This window comes from Clostridium intestinale, from assembly GCF_035905475.1.
In the GTDB taxonomy this organism is placed as follows: Bacteria; Bacillota; Clostridia; order Clostridiales; family Clostridiaceae; genus Clostridium_T; species Clostridium_T intestinale.
In genome coordinates, this window is sequence record NZ_CP121166.1 from 2,397,170 (window position 1) to 2,411,143 (window position 13,974).

13 protein-coding genes are annotated in these 13,974 nt (G+C 29.8%); 2 read left to right on the plus strand and 11 right to left on the minus strand.

Annotated features, from left to right (window positions below):
* Positions 1-94: 94 nt before the first annotated feature.
* The 8 genes from P8F83_RS12530 to P8F83_RS12565 all read right to left on the minus strand — a co-directional run bounded on the left by P8F83_RS12530 (position 95) and on the right by P8F83_RS12565 (position 8,906).
* The gene (locus tag P8F83_RS12530; RefSeq protein ID WP_326511418.1) at positions 95-1,522 is read right to left on the minus strand and encodes a HAMP domain-containing sensor histidine kinase; all 1,428 of its coding nucleotides are present in this window, start codon (positions 1,520-1,522) and stop codon (positions 95-97) included.
* A complete protein-coding gene (locus tag P8F83_RS12535) occupies positions 1,519-2,214 on the minus strand; it encodes a response regulator transcription factor (protein WP_326511419.1) in 696 nt (231 codons plus the stop codon). The genes P8F83_RS12530 and P8F83_RS12535 overlap by 4 nt, the downstream gene beginning before the upstream one ends.
* An 18-nt stretch (positions 2,215-2,232) precedes the next feature.
* A complete protein-coding gene (locus P8F83_RS12540) occupies positions 2,233-3,006 on the minus strand; it encodes a hypothetical protein (protein WP_326511420.1) in 774 nt (257 codons plus the stop codon).
* A 12-nt stretch (positions 3,007-3,018) separates the two neighbouring features.
* Entirely contained in the window at positions 3,019-3,843 is an 825-nt protein-coding gene (locus P8F83_RS12545) for an ABC-2 transporter permease (RefSeq protein WP_326511421.1), read from the minus strand.
* Positions 3,843-4,595: an ABC transporter ATP-binding protein gene (locus tag P8F83_RS12550; RefSeq protein ID WP_326511422.1), complete on the minus strand. Its 753-nt coding sequence runs from the start codon at positions 4,593-4,595 to the stop codon at positions 3,843-3,845. The genes P8F83_RS12545 and P8F83_RS12550 overlap by 1 nt, the downstream gene beginning before the upstream one ends.
* Positions 4,596-4,735: 140 nt before the next feature.
* Positions 4,736-6,694, minus strand: coding sequence for a glucose PTS transporter subunit IIA (locus tag P8F83_RS12555; RefSeq protein ID WP_326514846.1), 1,959 nt, complete (start codon positions 6,692-6,694; stop codon positions 4,736-4,738).
* 202 nt (positions 6,695-6,896) lie between these two features.
* Positions 6,897-7,724, minus strand: a complete 828-nt coding sequence (locus tag P8F83_RS12560) for a PRD domain-containing protein (protein ID WP_073018477.1) — start codon at positions 7,722-7,724, stop codon at positions 6,897-6,899.
* 243 nt (positions 7,725-7,967) lie between these two features.
* Positions 7,968-8,906: a metal ABC transporter substrate-binding protein gene (locus P8F83_RS12565; protein ID WP_326511423.1), complete on the minus strand. Its 939-nt coding sequence runs from the start codon at positions 8,904-8,906 to the stop codon at positions 7,968-7,970.
* A gap of 152 nt (positions 8,907-9,058) precedes the next feature.
* Here P8F83_RS12565 and P8F83_RS12570 point away from each other — a divergent pair, with 152 nt between their 5' ends.
* Positions 9,059-9,871 (plus strand): metal ABC transporter permease, encoded by an 813-nt coding sequence (locus tag P8F83_RS12570; RefSeq protein ID WP_326511424.1) that lies wholly within the window; start codon positions 9,059-9,061, stop codon positions 9,869-9,871.
* 145 nt (positions 9,872-10,016) lie between these two features.
* Positions 10,017-11,303, plus strand: coding sequence for a guanine deaminase (gene guaD / locus P8F83_RS12575; RefSeq protein WP_326511425.1), 1,287 nt, complete (start codon positions 10,017-10,019; stop codon positions 11,301-11,303).
* Between the two features lie 140 nt (positions 11,304-11,443).
* On the opposite strand, the gene P8F83_RS12580 is transcribed toward guaD, so the two are convergent.
* From P8F83_RS12580 to manZ, 3 genes are all read right to left on the minus strand, one after another.
* A complete protein-coding gene (locus P8F83_RS12580; protein ID WP_326511426.1) occupies positions 11,444-12,046 on the minus strand; it encodes a DJ-1/PfpI family protein in 603 nt (200 codons plus the stop codon).
* A gap of 54 nt (positions 12,047-12,100) precedes the next feature.
* A complete protein-coding gene (locus tag P8F83_RS12585) occupies positions 12,101-12,916 on the minus strand; it encodes a Cof-type HAD-IIB family hydrolase (protein ID WP_326511427.1) in 816 nt (271 codons plus the stop codon).
* A 219-nt stretch (positions 12,917-13,135) separates the two neighbouring features.
* Positions 13,136-13,960, minus strand: a complete 825-nt coding sequence (gene manZ, locus P8F83_RS12590) for a PTS mannose transporter subunit IID (protein WP_315109365.1) — start codon at positions 13,958-13,960, stop codon at positions 13,136-13,138.
* Positions 13,961-13,974 lie beyond the last annotated feature (14 nt).

Below are 13,974 nucleotides of genomic sequence, written 5' to 3' on the forward strand. Positions count from 1 at the left end.
ATTTGTAAAATAACAAAACCAAATTACTCATATCTTCACACTTTGTTATTATATATTATATGTTTTACTCTATACATGATTGATTTATCTACAATCACAAAAGTTGAGTTTTAATATAAAATTCAACACACGCTCCACCATCATCGTTGTTTTTCACCTTAATTTCTCCACCATGCTTTTCAACTATAATTTTAGCTATATTCATACCTAATCCAAAATGGCCTTTTTCCTTAGATCTGCTTTCATCTCCTTGATAAAACTTTTCAAAGATTCTTTTTTTATCTTTCGAGGAGAATCCTATTCCGCTATCTTCTATTTTAAAATGTAATTCATCAATATAATTAGTAATTTTCAACTTAATAAACCCACCTTCTGGCGTAAATCTATTACTATTTGATATTATATTATCTAAAACCTGACCTATCCTATAAACATCTATTTTGACATTTGATTTATCTTCATTAAAATCCATATAATCAACTGAAAACTTTATATTCTTTTTCTTACATATAACTTCATAATTACTTTTTATCTCTTCTACAAAATTTTCTAAGTGTACATCTTTAGGTGATAAATTAAAATCTATTCGTTCTAATTTAGATATTATATTCATATCTTCAATTAGTTTTATAGCTCTATTGGTATTGTTCGCTATAGTATCTATATATTTGTGTAATCTTTCCTTATTATCAAAATTACTCTCTTGTAGAACTTCAACGTGCCCTTTTATTACTGTAAGAGGTGTTCTTAAATCATGTCCTATTGCAGCAATCATATCACTTCTTTCCTGCTCTATTAACCATTGAGTATTTAATGAAGACTTAAGTTCATCTCTCATAGCTTCAAAAGCTTTAGTAAGCTCTCCTAATTCATTATCAGCTTCATATTCCATGTGAAAATCTAAATCTTTGTCTTTTATCTTCTTAGCTGCATTTATTAAATCATCAATAGGTTTATTTATATTTCTACTAAACCTTCTTACAAAAATCCATGTACATATACTTATATATATAAATGGAGAAAATAGAAGAGCTCCATCAGATGGAACTAAGAAATTCCACTTTTCATTTTTTGCTGTGGCCTTCAAAGAATATCTTATTAAAATTGCTCCTTTTATCTCTCCATCTTTCTTTATAAACTCAAAAATACTTATATTTTGTCCGTGTATATATCTACTTTCATTTTCTTCTAGTGATTTCCTTTCATTCGGTGATATCTTTTCTATATCTCCATATATAGGATTATATTCGTTATCTAAAACTATATATTCAATACCGCTTTTAGGAATCACAGTCTCTAATTCTAGCTGATTAACTTTATTTAAAACTGATGTTCCTTGCGACTCTATGTAATCTATGATACCAGGAACCATTTTTTCATAATAATTACTTGGAAGAATTAAATTTTTGCTCATAGCTATAAAGTATCCACCATAGGTTATAATTGACAACATCAAGCTTACAGAAATTATTAATACAAAACATAAAACAAACTGCTTTTTAATTGATAGGTATTTAATCATTTATTTTTCTCCCACTTATATCCTACTCCCCATACTGTAGAGATGTAATCTAAGTTCTCATTAATTACAAGTAGTTTATTTCTTATATTTTTCACATGTTCAGCAACAGATGAGGAGTCACCTTCAGCATCATATCCCCAAATCTTTTCATATATCTTTTCTTTAGAGAAAACTTGCATAGGATGCAAGCATAGAAGTTCTATAATATCAAACTCTTTTTTCGTAAAACGCACCTCTGTTTTCTCATTATCATAATAAAGTTCTCTACTTGAAATATCTATACTTAAATTTCCAAAATAAATAATATTTCTTCTTTCCCCTTGATAAGTTCGTCTATCTCTTCTTATATGAGCAGATACTCTTGCCTTAAGCTCTCTTATGCTAAAAGGTTTTGTTATATAATCATCTCCACCTAAAGCTAATGCTTTTAACTTATCCATTTCATCTTGTTTTGCGCTTAAGAATATTATTGGACAGTTTACTTTATCTCTTATTTTATTACAAACCTCATACCCATCTTTACCAGGCATCATAATATCTAGAAGAATTAAATCTGGTTGTTTATTAATCATAGCAACAGCCATATCTCCATCATAAGCTGTTATTACTTCATATCCTTCATCAATTAAAGCATCTTCAATGAAATCAACTATTTCTTTTTCATCATCACAAATAAGTATTCTTCCATGCATAAAATCACCTTCTTAAATTTAATACAAAAAGTCTTTTCTCTTCCATAATGTTAAAGTTGAAGTTATACCTATTATTATAAATGATACTATAATTATATAAAAATTATAAGATTGTACATTTCCTAAAACATCAAAGATATCTTTTCCACTACTCAAGAAGAAAAAGAAATCATCTCCTAATACATATATTCCCCCAATAAAAAATCCTACTATACTCATAAATGCTAAAACCACATTAGGTATTATAGTACATATAAGAGCACTTAATGAAAGAACAGAAATTAATATAACGAACTCAACAAAATAATACTTTGCTCTATATATAAAAGCTCCAAGAAAACTGAAGTTTCCTGATACTTTAAAGAACTCTGTACTATCAACTTTATTGAAAAATAAATTTCCTAAAATAGTTGTTAGTACAAACATGATAACAACTACTATAAATGTAACTATCATTTGAGTAATTATTTTAGAAACTATAAACTGCCACTTCTCATAAGGTCTAATCATTACATTTCTATAGTATCCTAAACTATGCTCCCCATTAAAACAATCTACATAAAGCATAGGTAATACAACAAAAACTAATAGTGGATGAATATCTCTAACAATAAAAACTCCAAAATTTAGAGAATTAAGTTTCATGATAGTATCAGGATCATAAAACCCCATATCAGATTGTTTCATAAAAACTCCCCACAAAATTGTTACGCCTATAAATAAAATTAGTAGCCCTTTAGTTTTTCCTCTACTCCAAACTCTCTCTAATTCACTAATTACTAAATCCTTCATAGTTCTCTCCTCCTAAATATTCTTATCACTTCTTGTAAATATCACATAAGATGTTGTTATAAACACAACTATATAAACCACTAATATTAAAGTGCTCCATCCAAAAAACAGAGACCTTTCACCTAATGCCATTGCTATTCCCATATGTTGAATATGGGTAATAGATAACATTTGAATCTTCATAGTTCCCACACCCTTTATGGAACTAAATATATATACTAACTGTGGATAAATAAGTGAAAATAGCAAAAATCCTACTCCTGATCCAATAGCTGTTGTTATACTTCTACTAATAATTCCAATAAAAATTCCTACTGATGCAAAAGCTAAAAGTGTTATAAATGAATAACTATAATATTTAAGTCCATATATAAAACTTTGAGATATAGTGAAAAACCCATCATAGTAGAATATCTTTATATTATCTACCCGTGGCATAAGAAAATATCCAATAACCAAACTACATATAAAATAAGTAATAAGCATCATAAATATAGTAGTAAATATAGCAAATATCTTACAAACAAATAGCTGTCCAAAAGACTTGCATCTAACTAATACCATTCTTATTTCTCCGGTTCTATATTCTTCTGTTATAGCTAAAGCTATAATTAAAAGTGCTGAAGCGTTAAAAAAAGTCATAAGTTGCTCTTGTATTGTAGCGGCTGGAAAGTTACCAACGGAAGTAAACTCTGCACTTGTTAAACCTACTTCAAGATTATGTGATAAATAATATTTACCCGAAGCTAGGATTACAAAAGGAATTAATAAAAACAAAAGCCAAGTACTTTTTTTACTCCATATCCTTTCAAATTCACATACAAATAAGTTTTTCATTAAATAATCCTCTCATTTCTTGTCATTATATTTATAAATGCATCTTCCAATCTTCCACTATTACTTGATTCCTTAATTAATTCTTCTGTAGTTCCTGTCCAAATTAATACTCCTTCCTTTATTAGCACTAACTTATTACAAACTTGTTGAAGTTCATCTAATAAATGACTAGATATAAAAAAGGTTATTCCTTTTGTTTCCTTAAGCATAATAATGAGTTCTCTAAGTTCTTTCATCCCCATTGGATCTAGACCATTTGCAGGTTCATCTAATATAACTATCTCTGGATCATTTAAAAGAGCCTGTGCAATTCCAAGTCTTTGCTTCATACCTAATGAATATGTTTTAACCTTATCCTTAGCTCTATCTTTTAATCCAACAATTTCTAAAACCTCTTCTACCTTGTCTAACTGCTTTTTTCTTTCCATTCCTTTATTGAGTCTAGCTAGATTTTGAAGATTTTTTCTTCCTGACATATAAGGGAAAAATATAGGGCTCTCTACTATTGCTCCTAAGTTTTCTAAAGCTTCTCCCCTATTACTTACTATATTTTTTCCTGATATAGTGATTTCTCCACTAGTTGCTTTTATAAGACCTGTTATCATCCTTATTGTAGTTGTTTTTCCTGCTCCATTAGGACCTAAAAATCCGCAGATATCTCCCTTGTTTACTTCAAAAGATAAATCTTGAATTATCTTTCTTCTCCCAATATTTTTATTAAGATTCTTTACACATAACTTTGTATTACTCAAAATAAATACCACCTTTATTCTTATTTTTTTCTTTAAAATAAGAATAAAGCTAATTTTTAAAGATTTTATAAGGTTTTCTAATATTTCCATCAAAAAAGGCCCATCAAAGCATAATTTACTTTGATGGGCCTCTATCAAATCTAGTTGATATGTACTGTTGCTACCTTATCACCATGATTTTTATTCCCTAAATCTAATTTTATGTCTGTTACTAGATTCATGTTAGTTATGATTACTGGAGTTATATTACTTTTTGCTTTTTCTTTAATAAGCTCATTATCAAATGTTAGTAATAAATCTCCTTTTTTAACTTTATCCCCTTGATTTACATGTGCAGTGAAACCTTCTCCATTTAAGCTTACAGTATCAATACCTACATGAACTAATACTTCTAAAGCTTCTGGCGTTTCTATTGCTATTGCATGTTTAGTTGGGAAAAGAACCTTGATTTCTCCGTCTGCTGGAGCATATACTTTGTTGTCTGATGGTACAACTGCATATCCATCACCAAGCATTTTTCCTGCAAAAACTTCATCTGGAACTTCTGATAATTCAACTGCTTTACCATCAATTGGATTAAGTAATTCAGCTACTGCACTAACTGCTGGTTTTGCTTCAACTTCTTCTACTTTTTCAGCCTTAGTTTCAGCTTTTTGTGAAACATATCCGCCATTTGCTATTATTGCTTTGATATCATCTTTAATCTTTTCTGCTTCTGTTCCAAATATTGCTTGAACATTGCTTCCAGCAACTAAAACACCTGCAGCACCTAAAGCTTTTAATGTACCTTGATCAACTGCCGCTGGATCTTTTAAAGTAAGTCTTAGTCTTGTTATACATGCATCTAAAACTTCTATGTTATCTTTTCCACCTATAGCTTCTAAAACCTTAGCTGCTCTTTCACTTCCTTTGAAGTTAAGAGGTGCTATATCTTCACTACCTTCATCTTCTCTACCTGGAGTTTTAGCATTAGTAGCTTTTATTACAAAGTAGAATACGAAGAAGTATAATGCAAAATAAGCTATACCTACAAGCCATATAAGCACAGGGTGTCCAGCAAACTTAAGTCCCAATAAATAGTCAATAAATGATGCTGAAAAAGTGTATCCAAGTCTTATTTGTAATAAACTAGTTATTATACCTGATAAGAAAGCTGCTGCAACGTGGAATACAAAAAGTATCGGTGCAACGAATATAAATGAAAACTCTATTGGTTCAGTTATTCCTGTTAAGAAAGCAACTAAAGCTGCTGATATCATCATACCAGATACTTTTTTTCTGTTTTCCTTCTTAGCTGCTGCTATCATAGCTACAGCTGCTCCTGGAAGACCAAACATTAAAACTGGATATTCAGATGCCATAAATATTCCGGCAGTTGGATCTCCATGGAAATATCTAGCTGTATCACCAAAGTAAGTTACTCCATTAGATACATATTCTCCAACTTGATAAAGGAATGTTGGATAATACATGTGGTGTAAACCAACTGGAATAAGAAGTCTTTTACCTGCCGCATATAATGCAGGACCAAATACTGATGAACTTGCCCATTGAGAGAATACATTAATTCCATCTTGTATAGGAGCCCATATTTGAACACCAACAGCTGCAAAAATTAAAGCTGCAAGAGATGTGATTATTGGAACAAATCTCTTTCCACCAAAGAAACCTAAAACTTGTGGTAACTTAATATCATGGAACTTGTTGTATAAAACACCTGCAATTAAACCTATTATGATTCCACCAAAAACACCCATGTTGATATTTGTCTTAGAAACTATATCAGCATATGCGGAGGTTTGCATCAATGCATCTAAAGATATACCTTGCTCCGAAGCAGTTTTTGTAGCTAATGATAAAGCTGCGTCTGCACTTGCAACCTTTATAATTGCTTGAAGTATAAGCTGACCAACAACTGATGCTAATGCAGCTACTGCTTCTCCACCTGAAAATCCTATAGCAACTCCAACAGCAAATATCATTGGAAGATTAGTAAATATAGCATCTCCTGCTTGAGCCATGTAAGGAATGTTTAATAAGTCCGGCTGTCCAAATCTTAATAAAAGTCCAGCTGCTGGTAAAACTGATACTGGTAACATCAGTGATTTACCTATTTTTTGAAGAACTGAAAAAAGTTTTTTCAAAATAATACCTCCTAAAAATTATTAATATTTATATATAATTCTGTATTATTCCTATTTTTACAGAATTAATACCAAAACAAAAAAACACGAACTAAGAAACATAACTATACTTGTAGTTATATTTCTTAATTCGTGCCTAATTTAATAGTAACACTAATTACATTTCTTTAATCCTATTTATATGGAGTGCCATATATCCAATTTCATCTTCTGGCACCTTTAAAGAAAATATATTTTCAATTTTCATAGCAACCTTAATTGCAATGTCGTATTGATTATAGTATTCTTTTTTTATGTTGTCAAGCAGTTCATTTTTAATATATTTTTTCTTAATTACTCTTTCAATCATAAAATTCAGATGAGTTATAGTTCTTACATAACTTAAAGTTCCTCTATCAACCGGTTTATTTAAAAGTTTATATAAAAACTCCATAACTTCTCCAATTTTCCTAGTGTAAGCTAAAGTATCACTAACATTCTGATTACCCATAGCAGCTTTTATATGCATACATATAAAACCAATTTCTCCTTTAGGTAGGTTCACTTTAATATCTCTATTAATCATATTTAATGAGGTTTCTGCTAATCTATATTCTTTAGGATATAAGGCTTCTAATTCACTTAAAAAAGGATTTTCGATATTTATACCTTCTGAAACTCTTCTAATTGCAAAGTTAATATGATCTGGGAGAGAAACATGTATGGCTTCACTTAATTTCACATTTAATTCTTTTTCGCATAAGGATATTATTTCTTCGGAAATACCTATGATTTCACTACTAACATTCTCTAATACCTTATTAAAGTTTTCCTTATGCTTTTCAGATTGCTTTACAAAAATATTCTCTATTCTATTGTCTTCAATCTTTTTACCTTTATTAGTATTAAAACCTATTGCATTACCTACTAAGACAAACTCTTCTTTATCTTTTTCAGCAATTACAACATTGTTGTTTAACACCTTTTTAATTATATAATTTCCCATGTTTCCTCCGAGTATAACTGAATAATGATTTGCACTTCTGCTCTGTAGAAACTCTTCTTCTCAAGAGTTTCATTAAATTCCTTAACTAAATGTTTAGACTGAATCTGAGAAGGGCTTCTAATGTATTAATGTACAATTATTTTATACTAGCTTCTATTTATTATCAATATTTTGTTTTAAATTATTTTACAAAAAACTTAGTGTCAGAAATCTATTAATCAGACTTCTGACACTTTATTTTCTCTATTTAAGACTTTTATAAATCTTTTCTAAATTATCTCTCATGCTCTCAATATAATTTTTATTGTCTTCTTTACTCTCAATTGTGTATATCTTTTCCACAGTTGCTCCAACCTCTTTTGCAAGTGTTTCAGAAACTTTAGGGCTTGCAAGCTCTTCCATAAATATAGTTTTTACTTTATGAGTCTTTGAATACTCTATAAGTTTTTCTAACTTTTGCGGAGTTGGTTCACCTTCTGCAAAAACATCTTCAACACTGTTTTGTTCTAAACCAAAGTCTCTGCATAAGTATCCAAAAGCAGCATGACCAGTTACAAATACTTTGTTAGAAACTGAATCGAACTTCGTCTTATAGTCATTATAAAGAGTATCTAATTCAGCTGCAAACTCTGTATAGTTAGCTTCATAAAAATCTTTATTAGTTTCATCAACTTTAACTAAAGCATTTTTTATGTTTTCTGCTTCTATTTTAGCACTTTGAAGGCTTAACCATGTATGTGGGTCAAATTCCCCATGTTCATGTTCTTCTCCCTCATGCTCATCTTCACCTTCATGTTCATCAGTATTCTTAATTGGATCTATGTTATCAGATGCTACTACTATGTTTAAATTCTTATTCTTTACAGCCTCAAGAGTTTTTTCTACCCACTCTTCCATTCCAAGTCCATTATATACAAATATATCAGCCTTACTTATCGCTTCCATATCTTTTGCTTTTGGTTCAAAATCATGTGGTTCTGTCCCTTCTGGAATTACAGTTTGCACATCAACCTTATCTTTTCCTACAGCTTCCACAAACTCCTTTAATGGATTAAAAGAAACTACAACTTGAACTTTGTCATCTTTATTACCGCTATCAGCCTTATTAGTTTTGGTAGCACATCCTCCTAATATAGAGACACTTAGCGCCAAAACCATGGCAGATAAAAATTTTTTATTCATTTTTACACTCCTTTAGAAATTATTTGTTGCAATCCATTTGCATTTACACTTATAATATACTTATGGACAGTTGCTTGTCAATATGATTTTTTTAAGTAATTTCCATTAATATATTTTTTTGTTAGTAATAACTTTAGTCTCAGGAGGACCAAATGCTTCAATACGGTTTTATGCAAAATGCAATGATAATCTCATTATTAATATCAATATTATGCCCTTGTATAGGAATATTTTTAGTCTTAAAAAGACATTCAATGATAGGGGATACCCTTGCTCACAGCTCTCTAGCAGGTGTATCAATAGGTGTTCTTTTCGGGTTCAATCCGTTGTTAAGTGCTTTTGCCTTTACATCAGTTTGTGCGGTATTAATAGAAGTACTTAAGAACTATTATAAAAAATATGCAGAAGTAATATTAGTTATAGTTTTATCTCTAAGTGTTGGTATAGCCATAACTATAATGAGTTCTGGTAAAATTAAATCTAATGTTAACTCCTATCTTTTTGGTAGTATCTTAACAGTTTCAACTCAAGACTTAATAACAGTTGGGATTTTAAGTTTAATTACAATATTAGTACTTATATTTTTCTTTGATAAGCTACTTTATACAACTTTTGACGAAGAAGGTGCTCAAGTGGCTGGAATTAAAGTAAAGTTTATTAATTTTATTTTTTCACTACTAGTTGCTGCAACAGTATCAGTATCTATAAGAGTTGTTGGGGTTTTAGTACTTACTTCAATGATAGCTCTTCCTGTTGCTACAGCTCTTCAATTTAATCAAGGTTTTAAGAAAACTTTGTTTTTATCAGTAATTATAAGTATTGTAGATATTCTTTCTGGACTTATAATCTCCTATTATGCAAATTGTGCAGCTGGTGGAGTTATATCTTTAGTTTCTGTTGGAATGCTTATACTCGTAATTTTGTTTAAAATAGTATTCTCATCAGTATCTCATAAAGCTGCTTAGATATACTAATTGTAAACAGCTCTTTAAGGATGAATATAATTTATCCTTAAAGAGCTGTTTTATTTTCTTAATAGAATTATTTTTCTATAAGTGTTATCATATTTCTAATAAAAAAATAATATATAACTTGGGGGCGATGATAAACATGAATAATAATATTAAAATTTATCAAGGCAATGTTATTTTTACACCAACACCAAAAGAATTTAAAATTTACAATAAGGGCTATATAGTTGTTATAGATGGAAAAGTTGAGGGAGTTTATGAAAATCTTCCTGAAAAATATTCCTCTTATAATGTACTAGACTATGGAGACAAATTAATAATTCCAGGAATGAATGATCTTCACTGCCATGCGCCACAATTCAGAAACTTAGGTATGGCTATGGATAAAGAATTAATACCTTGGCTTAATGATTATACTTTTCCTGAAGAATCTAAATACAAAGACTTAGAGTATGCAAAAAAAATGTATGGAAGATTTATAAAAGAAATATGGAGACAAGGGACTACTAGAATAGCTATATATGCAACTATTCACAAAGAAGCTTCTGCTTTATTAATAGACATGCTTACAAAATCAGGACTTGGTGCTTTAGTTGGTAAAGTTAACATGGATAGAAACTCACCTGACTTTCTTATAGAAAGTTTAGAAGCTTCTCTTAAAGATACAGAAGAATTACTAGATAAATATAGTAGTTCACAACTTGTAAAACCTATAATAACTCCAAGATTTGTCCCAACTTGCAGTTCTGAACTTCTATCTGGACTTGGAGATTTAAGTGAAAAATATGCTGTACCTGTACAATCTCATTTATCTGAAAATAAAAGAGAAATTAGATGGGTACAAGATCTATATCCTAATTCAAACTACTATGGAGAAGTCTATAATGACTTTAAACTCTTTGGACAAAACCCTACACTAATGGCTCACTGTAGTTTTTCAACTGATGAAGAGCTTGAATTAATGAAGAAAAATAATGTAATGGCTGTACATTGTCCAAGTTCTAATTTAAATGTTGGAAGTGGTATGATGCCAATTAGAAAGTTTCTAGATAAAGGTATCTCTGTAGCCCTTGGTTCTGATATAAGTGGTGGACATACATCATCTATTTTTAAAACCATGGTATATGCTATTGAGGTTTCGAAACTATTTTGGGCAAACTCTGATAAAAAAATAGACTTTTTATCTAACTCAGAAGCTTTTTATCTAGCTACTAAGGGTGGCGGAAGTTTCTTTGGAAATGTAGGTAGTTTTGAAAAAGGTTATGATTTTGATGCTTTAGTTATAGATGACAGTGACTTAAATCATGATAACTATACTTTAGAAGAAAGATTAGAGAGATTTATATATATTGGTGATGATAGAAATATCCTTCATAGATATGTATGCGGTAACTTAATTGATGAATCTCAAATTTTAATGATTTGATAAACATCATACTTCTACCATAAAAATCAGCAACTCCAAAGAGTTGCTGGTTTTTATTAATCTATGTTAAACTATAAAAAAAGGATCTTAAGAACACTTGATAATTTAATAAGAGTTTTAACAGAATCTATAGTCTTATATTACTTATTACTTTCATTCTTTTTAAATCCCATTATCTCTTTTATATAATCAGTATTACTTTTAGAAGTTAAAAGTTCTAGAAGCTTAAATGCTACGTCTATTGCAGTTGAAGGATTCCAACAAGTTATTATTTTCCCATCTATAACTACTGGTTCATTAATTACATCTACCCCAAATTCTTTTAATTGTTTTTGTCTATTTCCGTTATTTAAATTATATGTGGTAGCCCTTTTATTTGTCAGAACTCCACTTTTTCCAAGTGGTAATGCAGCTACACAAATTGAGGCTATTACTTTATCCTTATTATAAAATTCTCTTATAAGATTTAAAAACTCTTCACTATAGGAATCTTCATAAAAACCATACTCTTCAAAACCTCCTGGAATTGCTAAAGCGTCATAATCATCAACATTAACTTCTTCAAGTATTATATCTGTATGTACCACAAGTCCAAATGTACTAACAACCTCTCTATTTATTCCACAGGTAACTATCTTAGTTGTTTTGTCTCCATCTAATAAGTTCCACCCCATAACATCAATAAATACGCTTGCCTCATAAGTTTCAAATCCTTTTGCTAATAACAATAATATCTTCTTCATGATTTCCCCTTTAAACTGTATAATTATTTCAATTATACACTAATCTTTAAAAACTCAGATAAAAAAATATTTTTCTAATGCTTTAGCAACACCATCCTCGTCATTTGTAGCTGTAATATCATCAGCCTTCTCCTTAACTATATCTGGAGCATTCCCCATAGCTATTCCTACCCCAGCATATTGAAGCATGTCCATATCATTATAGTTATCGCCTATTGCTATCACTTCTTCTTTCTCTATATTTAGCTTATTACATAAAAATTCTATAGCAGAAGTCTTTGATGCTTTCTTAGTCATGATTTCTAAATAAGTTGTTTTAGATGGATATATATTTAGCCCTTCAAATCTTTCTCCTTTTAGTTTATCTGCCAACCTAGAGATATTTTCTACATCTGACATAGATAGTATTTTATTTGCTCCTTTTTTTTCTTTTCTCCATACCTCTATTAACTCTTGAAAGTTTATTATTGTAGGAATTATTTTTGTTATTTCACTTTCCTGTCTTACCCATTCATCTATTTCTTCTACAAACCATTCATTATCCCTATATAAGCTAATATGAATATTCTCATCTTTAGCTGTATTATAGATATTTTTTATATCCTCTATCTCGATTTCTTTTGTTGTTAGCACTTCTCTCTTTTCATCTATTATTAAAGACCCACTATAACAAATAATCGGTTCAATTATTCCAAGCTCTTTTTGAAAAGGCAGTATTCCCTTAGGCATTCTAGCAGAAACTAAAATCACAGTAATGTTCTCTTCCTTAGAAATTATTTTTATGATATTTTTTGTTCTTTTACTTATTTTGTGCCTAGAATTTAATAATGTACCATCAATATCAAGGCAGACCATTTTAAAATTTCTCATATTACACTCCCCCATTTCCTTCTTAAAATTTAAGTAATAATAACTTCTATGTTATTTTTATTATAAAAAATCTATTAAGCACTTGTAGATGAATATAAAAAGCCTTTCTTTATAAGATAAGTTAACAATTTCTTTAGAGTTTATATGTATGTTTAAGCAATTGACTATGGCACCAAAAGCCATCACAACTAAATTGTGATAGCTTCCTTAATTTAATGATTATGCTAATACTCCTAATGCATATCCTATTATACCTACAGCAAATAATGAGAAGATTATAACTATAGGATTTACTTTTTTCTTTAATAATCTCATACAAACAAAAGTTAATATTAATGGTAATATTCCTGGTAATAATTGATCTAAAATCCCTTGAACAGTTGTTGTTACAGTTGTTCCATCTTGTGCCACATATTCTGAAAGTACATATGGTACATTTATACTTGTCCACTTTGAAACTAATGCACCCATTACAAATAATCCTAATATTGATGCACCTTGAGTAAGTTTTTGTAGTGTGTTACCAGCCATATCTGAAACAATTTCTGTTCCTTTTTGATACCCATACTTTAATCCAAACCACTTTGTTGCAAGTCTTAGTACATTAAAGATTACAAAGAACAATAATGGTCCAAGTAAACTTCCTCCAATTGCTATAGAAGCTCCAAGTGCTGCAACTACAGGTCTTAGAGTTCCCCAAAACACTGGATCTCCAACCCCTGCAAGTGGTCCCATAAGTCCAACCTTTACACCACTTATTGAAGCATCATCTATTTCTACCCCATTAGCTTTTTGTTCTTCCATAGCTGCTGTAACACCCATTATTGGTGCAGATATAAATGGTTGAGTATTAAAGAATTCAAGATGTCTTTTTAATGCTGCTTTTTGATCTTCTTTTTTAGTATATAATCTTTTAATTGCAGGTATTAAGGTAACACAAAATCCTACAGATTGCATTCTTTCAAAGTTAAAGGAACCTAATAAAAACCAAGAACGCACAAACATTTTTTTAATATCACTATTAGTTATTTTCTTTTCACTCATTTTTAATGCCCCCT